General features: G+C 68.3%; 18 protein-coding genes and 1 pseudogene. 11 read left to right on the top strand and 8 right to left on the bottom strand.

Annotated features, from left to right (window positions below; genetic code table 11):
* Positions 1–104: 104 nt before the first annotated feature.
* The 4 genes and pseudogenes from AC5L38_RS39625 to AC5L38_RS39610 form a co-directional block, all read right to left on the bottom strand.
* Positions 105–557, bottom strand: coding sequence for a hypothetical protein (locus AC5L38_RS39625; RefSeq protein WP_495247956.1), 453 nt, complete (start codon positions 555–557; stop codon positions 105–107).
* A 62-nt stretch (positions 558–619) separates the two neighbouring features.
* Positions 620–1,045 (bottom strand): hypothetical protein, encoded by a 426-nt coding sequence (locus AC5L38_RS39620; protein ID WP_495247955.1) that lies wholly within the window; start codon positions 1,043–1,045, stop codon positions 620–622.
* Between the two features lie 64 nt (positions 1,046–1,109).
* On the bottom strand, positions 1,110–1,718 hold the full coding sequence (locus tag AC5L38_RS39615; protein WP_495247954.1) for a DUF6461 domain-containing protein: 609 nt from the start codon (positions 1,716–1,718) through the stop codon (positions 1,110–1,112).
* Between the two features lie 463 nt (positions 1,719–2,181).
* Positions 2,182–2,466: pseudogene (locus AC5L38_RS39610) on the bottom strand (DUF3885 domain-containing protein); the annotation flags it as partial.
* A 238-nt stretch (positions 2,467–2,704) separates the two neighbouring features.
* On the opposite strand from AC5L38_RS39610, the gene AC5L38_RS39605 reads away from it, so the two are divergent.
* The 6 genes from AC5L38_RS39605 (at position 2,705) to AC5L38_RS39580 (ending at position 7,843) form a co-directional block, all read left to right on the top strand.
* On the top strand, positions 2,705–2,884 hold the full coding sequence (locus AC5L38_RS39605) for a NucA/NucB deoxyribonuclease domain-containing protein (RefSeq protein ID WP_495247953.1): 180 nt from the start codon (positions 2,705–2,707) through the stop codon (positions 2,882–2,884).
* A 151-nt stretch (positions 2,885–3,035) separates the two neighbouring features.
* The gene (locus AC5L38_RS39600) at positions 3,036–3,641 is read left to right on the top strand and encodes a hypothetical protein (protein ID WP_495247952.1); all 606 of its coding nucleotides are present in this window, start codon (positions 3,036–3,038) and stop codon (positions 3,639–3,641) included.
* Between the two features lie 536 nt (positions 3,642–4,177).
* Entirely contained in the window at positions 4,178–4,663 is a 486-nt protein-coding gene (locus AC5L38_RS39595; RefSeq protein WP_495247951.1) for a lamin tail domain-containing protein, read from the top strand.
* 809 nt (positions 4,664–5,472) lie between these two features.
* Positions 5,473–6,249: a neutral zinc metallopeptidase gene (locus AC5L38_RS39590; RefSeq protein WP_495247950.1), complete on the top strand. Its 777-nt coding sequence runs from the start codon at positions 5,473–5,475 to the stop codon at positions 6,247–6,249.
* 226 nt (positions 6,250–6,475) lie between these two features.
* The gene (locus AC5L38_RS39585) at positions 6,476–6,769 is read left to right on the top strand and encodes a hypothetical protein (protein ID WP_495247949.1); all 294 of its coding nucleotides are present in this window, start codon (positions 6,476–6,478) and stop codon (positions 6,767–6,769) included.
* A 300-nt stretch (positions 6,770–7,069) separates the two neighbouring features.
* The gene (locus AC5L38_RS39580; protein WP_495247948.1) at positions 7,070–7,843 is read left to right on the top strand and encodes a neutral zinc metallopeptidase; all 774 of its coding nucleotides are present in this window, start codon (positions 7,070–7,072) and stop codon (positions 7,841–7,843) included.
* Positions 7,844–7,980: 137 nt separating this feature from the next.
* Here AC5L38_RS39580 and AC5L38_RS39575 read toward each other — a convergent pair whose 3' ends face one another.
* A complete protein-coding gene (locus AC5L38_RS39575) occupies positions 7,981–8,787 on the bottom strand; it encodes an endonuclease/exonuclease/phosphatase family protein (RefSeq protein WP_495247947.1) in 807 nt (268 codons plus the stop codon).
* A gap of 230 nt (positions 8,788–9,017) precedes the next feature.
* On the opposite strand from AC5L38_RS39575, the gene AC5L38_RS39570 reads away from it, so the two are divergent.
* Positions 9,018–9,497, top strand: a complete 480-nt coding sequence (locus tag AC5L38_RS39570; protein ID WP_495247946.1) for a hypothetical protein — start codon at positions 9,018–9,020, stop codon at positions 9,495–9,497.
* An 82-nt stretch (positions 9,498–9,579) separates the two neighbouring features.
* Here the strand turns inward: AC5L38_RS39570 and AC5L38_RS39565 are convergent, their stop codons facing one another.
* From AC5L38_RS39565 to AC5L38_RS39555, 3 genes are all read right to left on the bottom strand, one after another.
* Positions 9,580–11,253, bottom strand: coding sequence for an FAD-binding dehydrogenase (locus tag AC5L38_RS39565; RefSeq protein ID WP_495247945.1), 1,674 nt, complete (start codon positions 11,251–11,253; stop codon positions 9,580–9,582).
* A gap of 137 nt (positions 11,254–11,390) precedes the next feature.
* On the bottom strand, positions 11,391–12,491 hold the full coding sequence (locus AC5L38_RS39560) for a tartrate dehydrogenase (protein WP_495247944.1): 1,101 nt from the start codon (positions 12,489–12,491) through the stop codon (positions 11,391–11,393).
* Positions 12,488–13,222, bottom strand: coding sequence for a GntR family transcriptional regulator (locus AC5L38_RS39555; RefSeq protein WP_495247943.1), 735 nt, complete (start codon positions 13,220–13,222; stop codon positions 12,488–12,490). The genes AC5L38_RS39560 and AC5L38_RS39555 overlap by 4 nt, the downstream gene beginning before the upstream one ends.
* 99 nt (positions 13,223–13,321) lie before the next feature.
* Here AC5L38_RS39555 and AC5L38_RS39550 point away from each other — a divergent pair, with 99 nt between their 5' ends.
* Genes AC5L38_RS39550 through AC5L38_RS39535 form a run of 4 tightly spaced genes read left to right on the top strand, consistent with a single transcriptional unit; the run spans position 13,322 to position 17,412 of the window.
* Positions 13,322–14,674: an MFS transporter gene (locus AC5L38_RS39550; protein ID WP_495247942.1), complete on the top strand. Its 1,353-nt coding sequence runs from the start codon at positions 13,322–13,324 to the stop codon at positions 14,672–14,674.
* The gene (locus tag AC5L38_RS39545) at positions 14,671–15,681 is read left to right on the top strand and encodes a phosphoglycerate dehydrogenase (protein WP_495247941.1); all 1,011 of its coding nucleotides are present in this window, start codon (positions 14,671–14,673) and stop codon (positions 15,679–15,681) included. Before AC5L38_RS39550 ends, AC5L38_RS39545 begins: the two co-directional genes overlap by 4 nt.
* Positions 15,682–15,710: 29 nt before the next feature.
* Complete coding sequence (locus AC5L38_RS39540) at positions 15,711–17,096, top strand: acyclic terpene utilization AtuA family protein (protein ID WP_495247940.1); 1,386 nt, start codon at positions 15,711–15,713, stop codon at positions 17,094–17,096.
* The gene (locus AC5L38_RS39535; protein WP_495247939.1) at positions 17,089–17,412 is read left to right on the top strand and encodes a DUF4387 domain-containing protein; all 324 of its coding nucleotides are present in this window, start codon (positions 17,089–17,091) and stop codon (positions 17,410–17,412) included. The genes AC5L38_RS39540 and AC5L38_RS39535 overlap by 8 nt, the downstream gene beginning before the upstream one ends.
* Positions 17,413–17,511 lie beyond the last annotated feature (99 nt).

Here is a 17,511-nt window from a genome sequence, read left to right as displayed (position 1 = left end):
CATCCCGTCCAGCGGCCCGGACCGCACCCACTCGAATGGACCCGCTGAAGCCGATGATCAGCTCTCAAACACGTTCTTAGATGCTGACTCAGCACGCCAGCCCATCAGTTCCAGAACTGGATCCTGTACAGCTCCAGCCGGGCGATAGCGTTGGGGAAGCCAGCCTCCTCGACCTGAAGAATCTTGGTGGCCACCCGTGCTGACCAGGTCGCATCGCTCTGTCCCAGGTCAAACTCCACATGGGGTGGATATCCTTCCGCCCACTCTGTGACGCAGACCAGCGCGGACTTCAACCGGAGCGGCCCGGTCCACAGCTCTTCCCAGGCGTCCGCCGGTGGAGGTACGTCCCACCGCTCGAATCGGATGTGCACCGCTTCGTCGGCGTACCTCGCTCGGATGATGAGCCCGTCGTCGCCCGCGGTGACCCGGTCATCCGGCGGTTCTATAAACCCTTCGGCTGCGGACCCCACCATTCGACCGTTGATGACCTGGGCCAGGGTGAAGAGTCCGTACTCGGGATTCAACTCGTCTGTGACCGCTTGGATGTAGCCGTTCATGGCTTTCGCCCTTCTCGTGGGCGCCCTCACCTGGGGCGGTCGCCCGGTTATGTATTCGGTTCTCATGGGAGGGAGTCGATGAAGGCTTCAGCCTTAGCCTGACTCATGTTCTCCCGGCTCCGGACGAGGAACACGGCTTCCTTCCGGCGGCCGTCGGACACCAGGTTGCGGACCCGCGTGGGGAGGTCATCTTCAGAGAGCGTCGGGAAGTCCGGTAGGACGTGGCCGGCCTGCAGGGTCTTCGCCACGTCCTCGGCCGACTCTCGGGAGACCTGGCTCTCCCTACTGATCAGGTCCACGGCCTCGACGAACTGGCCTGCCTCGATGAGGTCGTGTGCACGGACCTGCACGTCAATGGGGGTGATCATGTCCAAGTCGATGTGGACCTGTACCACGTTGCGGCTCGATCCCCATCCGCGGATCTTCAACGCGATGATCACAAGGAGCAGGAGAAGGAGGGCCGACTGTAGTGGATCTAGGCCGAACACGCGCTGATCGTGGTGATCGGCTGCATCTGCGGACAGATTCCATTCAGTGGTATTGAGGAGGTGGTCATTGCTCCCTGACCGCCGCTCCCAGAAGTGTCATGTTCAAAACGTCACGGGAAAAGCTGATGCCCGTGATGATGCTCGCCAGAGCGAATGCGCTTGCGATGCGATCATCGGGAATGGGGTCGTCGAACGTGCGTTTGTCGAGCCCGACATCACGCATCTGGTGCACCCAGCGGTCGGGATCGCTACCTGAGCGGAGATGTGGCACCAGGGGATCGAAGCACGTGATCACATCGCCGTCGATCGTGTGGATGAAGTCGTCCGAGGCGTAGTCGTGCCGGTTGACCGACACGACTTCGGTTCCTCGTGAGACGCGCTCCCGCACACCGGGTTCGGCAGCTACTCTCCAGCCGGAAGGCTCGATGAGTACGGTCCAGTCGTCCACCTTCACGGCGCCGACGTACCTCGCGTCGCCGTCGAATTCCAGCATGCTCTCGTTCGCGTACTCGTCCAGCTCGTCGAAGGTCATCTCCTCGATCGTGTCCGTGTCCACGCCCAGACGAGCGAGCACCTCGTGAGGGGAGAGGCCCCGGATGAAGGACACACCGAAGATGTCGTGCAGCGGACTTTCATCTCTGGAAAGCCAGCCGAACTTGCGGATGTCTGACACGGTTACCCCCTTGATCAATCACGGGTCATCATGACAGGCACCGCCGACAAAGCGGTCACCCTTCCCCCAGCTTCGATGGCAGGTCGGAAGGCGATGCGTGGGTGACCAACTGGGTGACAACGGCCTCGGACGAGGCCGGACGACGGTGGATCGCTGTGGACCATATGAGCAGGTGGGAGTGGGTGTAGCCCATGGTCCCGCTCCCTCCCGCCTTGCCTGGGGGTCAAGGGGTCGCAGGTTCAAATCCTGTCGTCCCGACCAGGTTTTAGCTGGTCGGCAGGGGTTTCGGAGTTTCTCCGGAGCCCCTTTTTCGATCTTCGGGAGCCAATCGGGGCCAAGTGCGCCCAGGATGTCGCGCGGGTGGCAGGTTTCTCCCTCGACTTCGCCGGATCTACCCGGAGCCTTGGCCTGTGAGTGGTGGCCAAGCACCGGCGGCGCCGGCTGCCGCAGTCCGCTACGTCCTTCAGAGACCTCGTGGGTGTGTGGACAGCCAGCCGCGGTGCCGGTCTCTGAGGGCATCACGTTCGGTCGGCGTGGGCAGGATCACGTCGGCGCCGCCGTCGTAGGGGTGGTACAGCCGGCGGAGATCCGCAGGGCCGGGGAGCACGTTGCTGATCTCGTCGTCCATGACCGCTCGAAGCACGGTGTCGACGACGCCGGGTCCCCACGGTCGCGGCTCGGCGTAGAGCCGCGTATGGGTATGGAGTTCGGGATCGTCGTCGGGCTCTTCGACGAGGGTCTGCCAGTGCTGTGCCGCCGGCGTGGGAGAAGACGGGCACTGAACGGTTCAGGTCCGTTCCAGGGAATTACGCGGCGGCGCCGGGCACCACCGCGGGCCTTCCTCCATGGAGAGGGGCCGACGGGAACGACGACGCCAACCGGAGAGTGTTCTCCGGGCGCCGGTTCGGGTGCACAAGGGCACGGATCGCGAGTTCTACATCGGCCACGCGTGAGGGTCCAGCTACTACAAGTATTACAACGAGGACATGTACGAGAAGAACGAGATCGGAGCGATGCGGTGTGACGAATACCCGTTCGCGTCCACGCGGGAAGGTGCGGCCAAGGACCGGTTGAATCACTCCGTGCAGGCGATCTGGGCCAGCCACAACGATAGGCGCGAAGAAGCGCTCCAAGACTTCTACAGCCAGTATCGTCTGCTCACCTAAAACCCGGACCACAGCGTGTCCAGCGGAAGTCCGTTCCGGGTCACGATCGTGGACTAGGAATCAGACGGCCTGGATAGAGTTAGCGATATCTCAGGCGGGGTTGCCGAGGCGAAGGCCCGGCAACCCCGCGCTGCGTCTGGGGGTAGGAGAGATGGCGAACCTGGCTCAGGAGTATCCGCTTGAGGATCAGTGGGGCCTGCTGGTCGAACACCGGATTGAGTATCTCTTTCACGGGCTCTGGGTGGAGAGCGGAAACGTGGACGAGGTAAGCGCGCTTCTTCGGGTTGACCCTGACTCGCGGCAGGAGTGCAGTCTCGAGACGGCGACGGAGGCGTTCCAGACCTCATCCGGGGAAATGGTCTGGATGGGCGCGCACTCGGCCGGATGGACGCAGGTTCTCGCCCGCAGGCTCTGTCCGTACCACCCCGCCATACGGAATCTGGGAAGGCGACGCGTCCTTGAGATCCACTACAACGACCATCTCAGGGAACTCGAACCGGTGAACCTCTACTACGACGGGGAACAGGTCGGGGACGTCACTCCGCCGTACGAGGAAGGCGGCGACATGGATCTTCCCAACTATCGGCCGTACGCGAGCGGGATCGCGCTCGGCGATTCGCTCGACCTCAGCCGGTGTGTGCACCTCATGTTGTGCATGGTCGGCCGGATCACCGGGCGCTTCCTCGACCGGGAGTGGGTCACTTCCACCAGGGCCCTCTACCGAATCCCCGAAGGGACTTGGCAGGAGTCATGGTGACGGCTCGGGGGCCGAGGACGGGAGTCGCGAAGGCCGGAATGTCGCGGCCCGGCCGTCTCCACTCGGTGGTCGTCAGGAAAGCCTCCATAGAGATGATCAAGGACTCTGCCGCCCTCAGCTTCTCCTGAGCCTGTAGAGCACGGAAGGCGCGCAACGCACGACTGACCGGGGCCGGGGCCGGGGCGGGGAGCATCCTTGTGGCTTGAGCCCGCGCCGCGTACAGCTGACCGAGCAGGCCGCCGACGATCACACCAACCAGTTGTGCAAACACGTTTCCACTATCCGCCTCACAGCGGAATGCGCCAGCCCGTCGAGGCTGCTGACCGTTCGCCCCTCCCATCTGGTCACCTCGTGTTCCACCAAGATGGAACCGGCGCTCTCGTGCTACGCCGTGAGCATGACGGAGTCTCCGTCAGAGGGCTGCCTTCTGCTTTCGCGGGGGCCCAGAAGTCCCAATAAAACGATGTTTACCGGCCAACCGTCCGCCCAGGTCAGCCGTCTCATCTTTGCCCCGTTCCTTCCACCTTGAGGATCCAATGGTGCGTTCCATCCCCTTGGCCCTGTCCGCAGCCGCGCTCTCGACCGTGGCGCTCGCCCCTGCCGTGCCGGCGCAGGCCGCCGCGCTGCCTGCGGTCCAGATCGTGAAGATCTACTACAACTCTCCGGGGTCGCCGGACAACGGCGCGAACGCCAGCTTGAACGGCGAGTGGGCGCAGCTCAAGAACACCACTCGGCGAGCGATCAACCTTCGAGGGTGGACGCTTCGCGACAAGACGAACCGCTCGGATCACGTGTACACGTTCAGCCCGTTCGTTCTCGGCGCGGGGAAGGTCGTCACGGTACGGACCGGCCGGGGCTCGAACACCGCCACCAACCGCTACTGGGGCCGTGGCGGTCAGGGGACGTTTTCCTACATCTGGAACCAGACCTCGGACACCGGGTACGTCCACGACCCGACCGGCAAGCTTGTCGACTCCTGCGCGTACAACAGCTCCCGGCAGGAGTGGATCGACTGCCGGTAGTCCCGCACCTGAAGGTCCCGCCCTGCTTCTGGGGGCGGGGCCTTAGTTGCGTCCGAGCCCGATTCGGAATCGAGCCAACCGCTTGGCTTTCGCCGGCGTCCTACATGATGAGGCCCGTCAGCGTGCGGCTGACCGGCCGGCTCCTCCTCTACCGGGCGGCTGCCTCCAGCGGGGGGCGGTCGCTCGGAACCAGCTGCGAACGATCGGCGACCGGGGCCGGCACGGCGGCATGGATCCTGAGCCGAGCGCCTCATGAACTCGGGGAACGAGCAGGGCTGAGAACGACGTAAGAACCTCGCCGCCTCGAAGGGCGAGACAGAGCCCCTTGATCATGGAATGTAACATTCCCCATACAAGGCATATATAAATGTCCAAATATGGACATTTGGCAACCTGGCAATCACCGGTAGCCGTCTCGGTAGCGTCCTGCGCCTACGCCCTTAAGGGAGCTCGTGTTCAGACATTCGCTTTCCGCTGCCCTGTTCGCCTCGGCGCTCTGGGAGTGTGGATCCACAGCTTCAACGGCCTGGACCCCAGGGGGACGATCACCGTCAAGCACACCCTGCACGGAGGCGCCTATCCCACGGGCGGCGGAGTTCAAGATCGCGTCACGGTGGACTGCCAGTACTAACCCTGAACCCGATAGCGCCCCGTTGCCGGCGCGCAAGGCTGACATTATGGACGCCTGACAGCCTGATGAGCCCCCACTCCTTTCCGGATGGGGGCTTTCTGCTATTTCATGACGTTGCGTGGCTTCAAGGCTAGTTATCTGTTTTGCCGGATCTTTCCCTTTTGCTAAGTTGATCTCCATGCGCGTCCTCCCCCTCGCGGTGCTCTCCGGCGTGCTGGTGAGCCTCCTCCTCACCGGCACAGCCGCAGCCGGCTCCCACCAGCTCCGGCCGGTCCCCACCGGCGTAGCGGCTCTCACCGCCAACCCGATTTACAGGACCGGCGAACTGGAACTCGACACCTGCCCCGAGAGGTCGGTCGACCACGGCGACTTCGAAGGTGCCACCAGCTACCTCAACGGCCTTCTTCGCTGCCTCAACACCAGTTGGAAGCGTCAGTTCGCAGCGGCGAAACTGCCCTTCGCCATAGCGAAGCTGCGGACCATACGCCGACCCGGTGCGAACACCGGCTGTCTCGACAAGTTTCCCAAGGACGCCCAGGCGGTCTACTGCCCGGCGAACAAGAGGATCACGTTTCTCCTCGACGAGGACGTCCTGGCCCTGGATGGCGACCTGTGGCTGTTCGAGATCCTGGGTCACGAGTACGGCCACCATGTCCAGGAGCTTTCCGGAATCATGACCACCTTCGACTCGCGCAAGTACCGCACCAAGAAGATCTACAACGCCGCCCTGCGCCGCCTCGAACTGCAGGCCGACTGTCTGAGCGGCGCCTTCATCGGCAGCGTCTGGCCCTCTCTGGAACGCCCGGAATCGGACTTCGCGGACCTGCGGCGTACGGGCACGAATTCCGCCACCCACGGCAAGGCCGTCAACTACTCCTACTGGCTGAACCGTGGCTTCCGGGCCAAGGGGCCCGGAGCCTGCAACACCTTCGTCGCCAAGTCCAGGGTGTCCTGACCGTAGCGGCGTACCGGGAGTGGGGGGAGTACCGCGCCGGCTGAGCTCGCGGCATGAAACGCCCCGCCGGTCCGAAGACCGGCGGGGCGTCGTCGTCAAGACCGGTGAAGGCGCTCGCGAGAACGCGCCATGGAGTCGCGATATGGAGAATCGATATCTCCCCAAGCCCGGTGGCCGGTGCTCATCTGGGGGTGTTCTCCTTCCCGGATGTGAGGAGTCACCCACGATGAAAGTCCGCCGATTACATTCCGCCGTACTCGCCGTGGCGCTGGGCGCCGGTGTCCTGACCGGTGCCGCACCCGCCTTCGCCGCCACCCAGACCGGCGCGGCCGTGGCCGCTGCGGGCTGGCCGACACGGGACTGGTACCTGCAGGGCCCCTACCAGACCCTGGCCGACTGTGACCTCGCCTATCAGGACGCCGCGCAGAACGGTCAGTACACCGGGCTCCTCTACTGTCACTGGTTCCGTGGGGGTGGCCCTTATCCGGCGGGCTTCTACTGCGAGGTGTACATTCCCTGAGCTTCGGGCGGCGCCCCACCTGAGGGCGGGGCGAGGTGGAGGCGCCGATGGCCGGCAGAGCTCAGGGCCGCGTCACGGTGGATCGCCGGTACCGGCCCTGTCCTCACAACGCCCCGCCCGCTCTTCGTCGTGGAGGAGGGGCGGGGCCTCGTCGCTTCGGGTCCCACCGGCCGACCGGGCCGATCAGAAGGGCATCCGCCCTTTCCGGGCGGGGGCTTGCTGCCCTTTCGTGAAAGTACGTAGGGACAGGTGCTCATCATCCTGTTTTGCCGGATCTTTCCCTTTCGTTAAGTTGATCTCATGCGCGCCCTCCCCTCCGCGGTGCTCTCCGGCGTGCTGGCGAGCCTCCTTCTCACCGGCACGGCAGCAGCCGACACCGAACAGATCAGACCGGTCCCCACGGGCAAGACCGCGCTGATGAGCAATCCGATCTACAAGACCGGCCGCTTGGAACCGGAAAGCTGCCCGGAACGACAGGTCCGCGACGGCGACCGCGAAAGCGCCGGGCGCTACCTCGCCTCCGTCCTCACCTGTCTGAACAGAAGCTGGAGGCGCCAGTTCGCCAAGGCGAGGCTTCCCTTCGCCGTCGCCAAGTTGCGGACCGTGAACCGCTCCGGTGCCCCCACCGGCTGCGGCGAGAAGTTCCCCAGGAACGCCCAGGCGATCTACTGCTGGGAGAGCAAAACCCTTGTCTTCCTTCTCGACAAGGAAGTCCTCACCGGTACGAGCGACCTGTTCCTGTTCGAGGCCGTCTCCCACGAGTACGGCCACCATGTCCAGTGGCTCTCCGGGATCATGGAAGCCTCCTACATCCGCACGTACCGCACCCCGCGGCAGGCAGACAGCTGGCGTAGATTCGAACTTCAGGCCGACTGTCTGAGCGGCGCCTTCATCGGCAGCGTCTGGCCTTCCCTGAAGCGTCCCGAATCAGACTTCGCCGCCCTGCGGTTTCTCCGCGAGGATGTCCCCACCCACGGCAAGGCGGTGAACTACTTCTACTGGCTGAAGCGCGGCTTCCAGGCCAAGGGGCCAGGGGCCTGCACCACTTTCGCCGCCAGGTCCAGGGTGTCCTGACCGCAGCGGCGGGCCGGTCGTGAACGCGTCGGCCGGTACGGCGGCGGGCTCGGTGCGGGCAGCCGGGCCGTTCGACAGGACGAGATCATGGTCTACGCGGCAACAACGCGTCGAGGCGCCAAGCGGCGAGGCCGGCGTCAGTAGCGCAGGTCCGCCAGGACGCCGTAGTGGTCGGACGGCAGCACGTCGCCGACGGGCTCGTCGCCGATCACCTCGCAGTGCACCGGATGGCCCGCGCCGCCCTGGCGCGGCCAGGCCGACAGCACGTGGTCGATCCTGCGGTCCGGCCACAGCGCCGGTGCCGCCCACGGGTTGGTCCTGGCCCAGGTGTGCCCGCCGGCCGGGCCGTTTCCCGAGGTCTCCCAGGCGTCGTGGAACACCAGGCCGGGCGCGGCCGGAACGGACTTGCCGGTCAGCATGCGCAGCTCGTCACTGTCGGGGTCGGCGTTGAAGTCGCCGCACAACACCGTCGGCTGCCGGCGCTGCCGCGTCTCGGCGACGAAGGCGGCCACCTCGCGCACCTGCCGCTGGCGCTCGCCGCTGTGCTCGGGCCGCCAGGTCAGCGCCACCACGTAGACGTGCACGACGCCGCGCGGGCCGTCGATCCCGGCGTACAGCACCTGCCCGCCGGTGTCCGGGCCACCCGTCAGCTCGCGAGACTCGTGCGCGCCGATCGGCCAGCGCGACAGGACGGCCACGCCGGAGCGCACGCCCTCGGCCTCGTAGGCGCCCTCGAACACGTGGTACGGCATCCCGAGCCGCGCGCCCTGCCCGTCCCACGCCTCCACCAGGCCCACCACGTCGGGCTCGTGCCGCTCCAGGGTGGCGCGGATCGCGGCCTCACGGCGCTCCCACGGGCCGTACCTGCCCCACACGTTCCAGGTGACGAGCCGGAACGTCGTCGTGATGAGCGGCCCGTAGGGCTCGGCGATGTCGTAGGTCATCCGTATCCTCCCGCACCGTTCCGGCCTGACGGCGAAGATCCCATCCTGGGGGAGCGGTCCCTGGCGTACAACCGGTCGCGAGTTCGTCCAGGGACGTGCGTACCGCGCTTATGTGCGGACGTGTGCGTGACATGGACGATTACCCGCCGTCGGGAATCAGGATGAACTGAGTAGTGCGACGAGGCTCACGTACTCTGTCGGCCGGATCGTTCGAGACGGATGCTGTTGCCATGACACGCGAACTGACGGGGATGGCTCTCGGTGCCATCATCGCGGGACCTGTCGTGGCCTCGCTGCTCGAGCCGACGGTTGCCCTCGGAGACTCCATCAAAGGTTCCTGGTGCGCTCCGGGGTGGGAGGGGTTCTACTGCTCACTCGCGGTCACCGTACTGACAGCGGCCGGTCTCGGCGCGATCGGGGCTGTTCTGGACGGTGTCGTTCTGTGGGTGCTCAAGGTGCCGGGATGGTTCGGCATGGCGCTGTGGTCGATTCCCTTCGTCGGTTGCGGAGCCATGTTCCTCGGGCCGCTGCTCGACTGGATTCCGCGATGGCTGTTCGCCGTCGTCCTTTACCTGCTCGGCAACAGCGTGTTCTTCCTGAACGTCGAGGTGTGGCGGGTCCACTGGGGCGTGCGGGCGGCGGCACTCGTCGCCGTGCTCGTGTTGGTGCTGCCGGCGGCCCGATGGGTGCTCCAGCTCGTACAGGCGTAGTTCCGGTGGTTCACCGGCGGTGTGATGTGAGGTGTTCGGTCCCGCTCGCGTCCACGTGAACGAACGGCCGTGGCACCGACGTCTATGCGACCGCCTGGGCGGCGGCGCGGCCGGCCTGGCGGCCGGAGAACAGGCAGCCGCCGAGGAAGGTGCCCTCCAGGGCGTTGTAGCCGTGGACGCCGCCGCCTCCGAATCCGGCCGCCTCTCCGGCCGCGTACAGGCCGCCGATGGGGTTGCCGTCCGCGCCGAGGACGCGGGAGTCGAGGTCGGTCTGGATGCCGCCGAGGCTCTTGCGCGTCAGGATGTGGAGCTTGACCCCGATCAGCGGGCCGGCCTGCGGGTCCAGGACGCGGTGCGGGGTGGCGGTGCGGCTGAGCCGGTCGCCGAGGAAGCGTCGTGAGTTGTGGATGCCCTGCACCTGGGCGTCCTTGCTGTAGGGGTTGCCGATCTGCAGGTCCCGGGCCACGATCTGGCGGCGCAGCCCGGCGGCGTCGAGCAGGGGTTCGTCGGTCAGGCCGTTCATCTTCGCCACCAGCTCCTCCAGCGTGGCGGCGACGACGAAGTCCGCGCCGCGCCGTTTGAAGGCGTCGACCGGAGCGGGCGCCCCCTTGCCGAAGAACCGGTTGCGCAGCACCGCCCTCCGGTCTCCGCTCGTGATGTCGGGGTTCTGCTCCGAGCCCGACAGGGCGAACTCCTTCTCGAGCATCTTCTGCGTGAGGATGAACCACGAGTGGTCGTATCCGGCGATGTCGGGGGTGGTACGCAGGTACTTGAGGGTGCCGAGGGTGTCGTAGCCGGGCAGGTACGGGGCCGGCAGGCGGCGGCCCAGCGCGTCGAACCACATCGACGACGGCCCCGGCAGGATCCGGATCGCGTGTCCGGGCCAGACGGGGTCCCAGTTGCGCACGCCCTCGGTGTAGTGCCACATCCGGTCCTCGTTGACGATCCGGGCCCCCGCCGTGGCGCTGATGGCCAGCATCCGCCCGTCCACGTGGGCCGGCACACCCGTGATCATGTGCCGCGGGGCGGTGCCCAGCCGCTGGGGCCAGTGGCGGCGCACCAGGTCGTGGTCAGCGCCGATCCCGCCGCTGGTGACGATGACCGCCTGCGCCGTCAGCTCGAAGGAGCCGGTCACCTCGCGGTTGGAGGCCACCCCGCGCGCTGAGGAGTCGTCCTTCAGGACACTCCCGCGCACCCCGGTGACGGCGCCGTCCTGGACGACGAGCTCGTCGACCCGGTGGCGGTGGTGGAACGTCAGCAGTCCCGCCTCGGCCGCCTGCTCGGCGGCGCGCATGAACGGGCCCACCACGCCCGTGCCCGTACCCCAGGCCACGTGGAAGCGGGGCACGGAGTTGCCGTGACCGTCGGCGCGCAGGCTGCCGCGCTCCGCCCAGCCCACGACGGGCGTCAGCTTGATGCCGTGGGCGTCTATCCAGGACCGCTTCTCGCCCGCGGCGAAGTCGACGTACGCGCGGGCCCAGCGCTCCGCCCAGACGTCCTCGTCCTCCAGGCGGTCGAACCCGGCACTCGCCTGCCAGTCGCTCCACGCCAGCTCGAAGGAGTCCCGCACCCTCAGGCGGCGCTGCTCGGGCGAGTCGACGAGGAACAGCCCGCCGAACGACCAGTACGCCTGCCCTCCCAGGTTGGCGGCGTTCTCCTGGTCCACCAGCGCCACCTTCCGGCCCTGGCCGGTCAGCTGTTGCGCCGCGACCAGTCCGGACAGGCCCGCGCCCACGATGATGACGTCCGCGTCCATGGCGGTACTCCCTCTTGCTCAAGCACCCCGTCGGTCCCGTCAGGGGGCGTGTCGATGGTAAGGCGACCGCCTGATCACCACGTAACCGACCCGATCATTACGCGACCGGTCCGATCACCACGTAACCGGGCTGATCGCTACGTGGCGGCGGACCCGTGTCCGACCTGGGCGGCGATCGCCCGGCCCAGTTCCAGGGTGGTGCCCCGGCCGTGGAGGTCGGGGGTGAGCGGGGCCTCGTCCGGGCCCGCCGCGAGGACGTCCTCGATCGCGCCCAGCAGGTGCGCGCCGGCGTCGGGGTGCCCGAGGTGGTCGAGCATCATCGAGGCGCACCAGATCTGCCCGATCGGGTTGGCGATGCCCCGGCCGGCGATGTCGGGCGCGGAGCCGTGCACCGGTTCGAAGAGGCTCGGGTGGGTCCGGTCGGGGTTGATGTTCGCGCTCGGGGCGATGCCGATCGTGCCGGTGCAGGCGGGGCCCAGGTCGGAGAGGATGTCGCCGAAGAGGTTGCTGGCCACGACGACGTCGAAGCGGTCCGGGTGCAGGACGAAGTTCGCCGCCAGCGCGTCGATGTGGCTCTTGTCGTAGGTGACGCCGGGGAACCGCTCCGCCATCGCCTCGACCCGTTCGTCCCAGTAGGGCATCGAGATCGAGATGCCGTTGCTCTTGGTCGCCGAGGTGAGGTGCCGGGCCGGCCGCCGCCCGGCGAGTTCGAAGGCGTAGCGCAGCACGCGGTCGACGCCCACGCGGGTCATCACCGTCTCCTGCAGGACGGTCTCGCGCTCGGTGCCCTCGAAGATCCGGCCGCCGATGCTGGAGTACTCGCCCTCGGTGTTCTCCCGGACGACGACGAAGTCGACGTCGCCGGGCTCGCGGCCCGCCAGGGGGCTGCGGACACCCGGCATCAGCCGGCAGGGGCGCAGGTTGACGTACTGGTCGAACGTGCGCCGGAACTGCAGGAGGCTGCCCCACAGCGAGACGTGGTCGGGCACGACCTCCGGCCAGCCCACGGCGCCGAAGAAGATGGCGTCGTAGGAGCCGAGGACCTCCTGCCAGCCGGGCGGGAGCATCGTCCCGTGGCGCTGCCAGTACGTGGCGCTGGCGAAGTCGAAGTGGTCGAACCGCAGGTCGAGGCCGAACACTCCGGCGGTCGCCTCCAGGGCCCGGAGCCCCTCCGGGACGACCTCCGTGCCGATCCCGTCGCCGGGGATCACGGCGATCCGGTACGAGGGCGCTGTCATCGGTTCCTCCCGCGGGGTCGTGCTCTCAGTGCCTCCAGGCCGCCCTGGGCGTCCTCGATGACCAGCCGTTCCGCGGTCGCCGAGTCGCCCTGCCGCAGGGCGCGCACCAGGGCGCGGTGACCGGCGTAGCGGTCCAGCCCGAAGCGGTCGTCCGCGGCGATCTTCTCAAGGCGCAGGGCCCGGCGCTCGGGCTGGGAGAAGACCTGGGACTGTTCGAGGAGCCGGATCAGCACCGGGTTGGCCGCGCACGCGTTCACCGCCTCGTTGAACTCCTGCATCCGGTCGAGCAGCGCGGTGACGTGCCGGTCGACGCTCTCGCCGTTGCGGTGCCGGGCGATGAGGACGATCAGCAGGTCGTCGGCGGCGTCGAGGATCGCGTCGAGGACGTCCAGCTGTTCGGGGGTGGCGTTGCGGGCAGCGAACCGGGCCACCAGGCCCCGCAGGCCTATCTCGACCTCGGCGAGGTCGTCGATGGCGCGCTCGGCGATGTCGGCCACGACGACCGTCCGGGGCCCCGTGCGCTGGATGAGCCCGTCGTGTTCGAGCCTGAGCAGCGCCTCGCGCACCGGGGTCGGGCTGACCATGAGCCGCTCGGCCAGGCCCCGCTCGGTCACCTTCTGGCCGGGGCGCAGCGTGCCGGTCCCGATCGCCTCCCGGAGGGTCTGGTAGGCGAGGTCGGCCCTCGTCTCGCCGCGTGCGTGGGGCGGTTCCGTCGTCGACTTGACCGTCATGGGCTCACGATAACAGTCGCAATGGCACGATTCGATGCTATGTGTTGACATTTTTGCTATGGCAAATAGTGTGACTGCTGCCACACCGAGGAGGACGCCATGGCCAGCGCAACGCGAGCCGAAAGCCGTTCGGCCGGCACCGGGAGGATCACGTTCTACGTGGCCCTGGCGGTGTTCGCCCAGGAGTCGACCTGGAACTTCTACGACAACCGGGTGCCCGAGCTGCTGCGGGACCATGTCGCCAGCGTCGCCGTGATCGGCCTGCTCATGGGCATGGACAACCTGCTGGGAATCTTCATCCAGCCCTACATGGGCAACCGCTCCGACAACACCCGGACCGCCTGGGGGCGCAGGATCCCGTACCTGGCAGTCATGATGCCGGTGGGCGCCGTGCTGTTCCTGCTCATCCCGTACGCGACGTCGCTGACCTGGCTGATCCTGGTGATCTTCCTCTACGCGCTGGTGATGAACAGCTTCAAGCCGGTCAGCGAATCGCTCATGCCCGACTTCATCGAGCCCGCGCGCCGGAGCCGGGCGAACGCCGTGGTGAAGATCGCGTCGGCGCTGACCACCATCGTGGCCGCGCTGGTCAGCCTGCTGCTGGTCGACGACCATCCGGAGCTGGCCTTCGCCGTTCCGTCCGGCCTCATGCTGGTGGCGGCGGCGGTGCTCGTCTGGCGGGTACGCGACAGCCGTTCGCCGGCGTACAAGGCCGCCCTCGCGGAGGACGCGGCGTCGGAGGGCAGGGCCTCAGAGGGCAGGGCGTCGGGAGACGGGGCGCCGGGAGACGGGGCACCGGCGGACGGCGGGGCGCGCGACACGGACGTCAAGGTCAGGCTGAGGTCCGTCGTCCGCGACCTGGTGTTCGCCCCCGACCGGAGCCGGCTGCTGCTGATCGTCGCCGTGTTCGTCTTCGGGGGAGCGTGGTTCGCCTCGCGTTCCCTGATGACCCCCTACGGCGTGGAGGTCCTCGGCCTGTCCGACGGCGAGGCGGGCGGGCTGACGCTGCCGAGCGGGATCGTCTTCATCCTCGCCGCCTTCCCCGCCGCGCTGCTCGCCGAGCGTTTCGGGAGGCTGCGGGTCATGGCCGCCGGGATAACGGTCTTCGGCGCGGGCACGATCCTCGGGGCCGTCTTCCAGACCCCGACGATCACCGTCGTGGCGTTGTGCCTCGCGACGGTCGGCGCCGCCGGGTTCATGATCAACGCGGTCGTCGTGCTGTGGAACCTCGCCCCGTCGAGCCGCGTCCTGGGCGCGTACACCGGCCTGTACACGGTCGGGTGGGCCGGCGGGGGATTCGCCGGACCGGCCCTCGTCGGCCTGGCGGTCGATGTCACGGGATGGCACCTGATGCTCCTGCACATCGCCGTCCTGGCCGCCGTCGCCGTACTGCTGGTCGTCCGGGTGGAGCGGCTGCGGCGCGCGGGCGTCGCGGGGGAGGGCACCCGATGAGCGCCTCGCCCACCGTCCTCGTCACCACCGACTACCTGGTGCCCGGAGACGAGGTGGACGGCCTCCTGCGCGAGGCCGGCCTCGTCACCCGGCACCGCCCGCTGCGCGGAGCCCGCGAGCGCGACGAGCTCGTCGCGATCCTGGACGGCTGCGCGGGCGCGCTGATCGCCAACGAGCCGATGACGGCCGAGGTGTTCGCGCGCGTCCCGGCCCTGCGCGCGGTGGTGCGCACCGGAGTGGGCCACGACTCCGTCGACGTCGAGGCCGCGACCCGCGCGGGCGTCTCGGTGAGCAACCTGCCCGGCGTCAACGCCAACGCCGTGGCCGAGTACACGATGGCCCTGCTGCTGGCCCAGGCCCGCCGGCTGGTGCCCGTCGCCGCCGGTGTCCGGGCCGGTCACTGGCCGCGCGAGGACGGTCACGAGCTTCGCGGCAGGACGCTCGGGCTCCTCGGGTACGGCGCGACGGCACGGGCCGTGGTGCCTCTCGCCCAGGCCTTCGGGCTGTCGGTGCTCTGCACGACCGGCGTGCCGGAGAGCGGGCGCCGCGACGCCTCCGTACGGTTCGTGGACCTTCCCGAACTGCTGGCCGCGTCGGACTTCCTCTCCCTGCACACGGCGCTCACGCCGGAGACCCGTCACCTGATCGGCGCGTCCGCGCTCGCGCGGATGAGGCCGACGGCGCACCTGATCAACACCGCCCGCGGCGCCATCGTCGACGAGACGGCACTGGCCGCCGCGGTGCGCGCGGGCCGGCTCGCCGGTGCCGCCCTCGACGTCACCGGCACCGAGCCGCTCCCGGCGGACAGCCCGCTGCGCGACGTGCCCGGCATCACGGTCTACTCCCACCTGGCCGGGCAGACCGCCGAGGCCCGGCGGGCCGCCGGTCTCGACGGCGCCCGCGAACTGGTGGCCGCCCTGCGGGGACGCCCCCGGTCCTCGCTCAACGCGCACCTGCTCCCGCGCGCACTCCCGCCCGTGCTTCCGCCCGTACTCCCGCCCGTATGACCAGTGATCACCGAAGAGATGAGGACGACATGACGAGTACGCCCGGGACCGAGGTCAGGATCCTGGTTCCCAGCGGGATGCTCGGGGCGGGGTTCCCGCCGGAGACGGTCGATCGGGGGATCGCGCTCGGGGCCGACGTGATCGCCGTCGACGGCGGCTCCACCGACTCCGGGCCGTACTACCTGGGCTCGGGGACGGCGAAGACCACCGCCGCGGCCGTCGCCCGCGACCTGCGGATCCTGTTGCGGGCCTCGGCGGAGGCGGGCATCCCGCTGATCGTCGGCTCGTGCGGCACGAGCGGCACCGACTCCGGCGTCGACTGGGTCGCCGGGATCGTCGGCGGGATCCTGCGGGAGGAGGGCCTGGACCTGAGGGTCGCCCGCATCTACAGCGAGCAGACGGCCGCCGTACTGAAGGAGAGGCTCAACGAGGGACGGGTCCACCCGCTGGCGCCGATGGGCGACCTGGACGCCGCCACGCTGGACGGCTGCAGCCACATCGTCGGGATGATGGGCCACGAACCCATCGTGGAGGCCCTGGAGGCCGGGGCAGACGTGGTGCTCGCCGGCCGGGCCACCGACACCGCCGTCGCCGCCGCGTACCCGCTGATGAAGGGCATGCCGGCCGGTCCCACCTGGCACGCGTCCAAGATCGTCGAATGTGGCGGGCAGTGCACCACCAACCCGCGCACCGGCGGTGTCCTCGCGATCGTCGACCAGGACGGCTTCACCATCGAGCCGCTCGACCCGGCCGCCGCGTGCACGACGACGTCGGTGGCGGCGCACATGCTCTACGAGACGGTCAACCCGTTCGAGATGCGGGAGCCGGCGGGCACGCTGGTGGTCTCCGACGCGGTCTACACCGCGCTGGACGAGCGCCGCGTGCGCGTCGAGGGGTCACGCTTCGAGATCGCCGACCAGTACACGATCAAACTCGAAGGGGCCCGCGTCACGGGCTACGAGACCATGTCCTTCACCGCCATCCGGGACCCGCACATCCTCGCCAGGATCGAGGAGTGGGTCGCGTTGATGTACGAGATCCTCGCCGGGCGTGTCCGGCAGACACTGGGCCTCGAACCCTCCGAGTACGCCGTGGACATCCGCCCCTACGGGTACAACGCCGTGCTGGGGAGCATCGACCCGGCCTCCGGGCCACCCCGGGAGGTCGGGGTGATGATGCTGGTCAACGCCCCGGACCAGGCCACGGCCACCGCGATCGCCAAGATCGCGAATCCGCTGATGCTGCATCTGCCGACCCCCGACATGAACTACCTGCCCAGCCTGGCCTTCGCCACCTCGCCGGCCGAGAGCGAGCGCGGTCCCGCCTACCAGTTCGTGCTCAACCACGTCGTGGACGTCGACGAGCCCACCGACATGTTCCGCATCGAGATCACCGAGGACGGTTCCCGTGACTGACGACCGCAGGCCCACGCTGGGCGAGATGGCGCTGGAGGTCCGCTCGAAGAACGCCGGCCCGTTCTGGGTCACCATGGAACTCTTCATGCGTACGGCGGAGGACTACGCGACCGTCGCCGACGAGGACTTCATCAACGAGGAGGTCGTCGCGCGGCTCTACGACCTCGACGCGGCGGACATCCAGATCTTCCGCATCCCCGCCCTCAACGTCGTGAAGATCTCGTTTCCCCGGCCGGTGGCCCAGGGCAGCCTGCGCGACCGGGACATCCACGCGGGCCAGCACCACGTCCCCCTGGCGGCGCTCGTGCCCGCGTGAGTGCCCACACGGCACCCGTCGGGGGGCCGCTCCCCGAGGGCGATCTTCGCCGTCAAACCGAAACGGCGCGCGAGGAAGCGGGACGGTCCACAGGTTCCA

The organism is Streptosporangium nanhuense (assembly GCF_059358815.1).
Note: the sequence above shows the minus strand (reverse complement) of the source record. Positions and strands in the feature narration are given on the sequence as shown.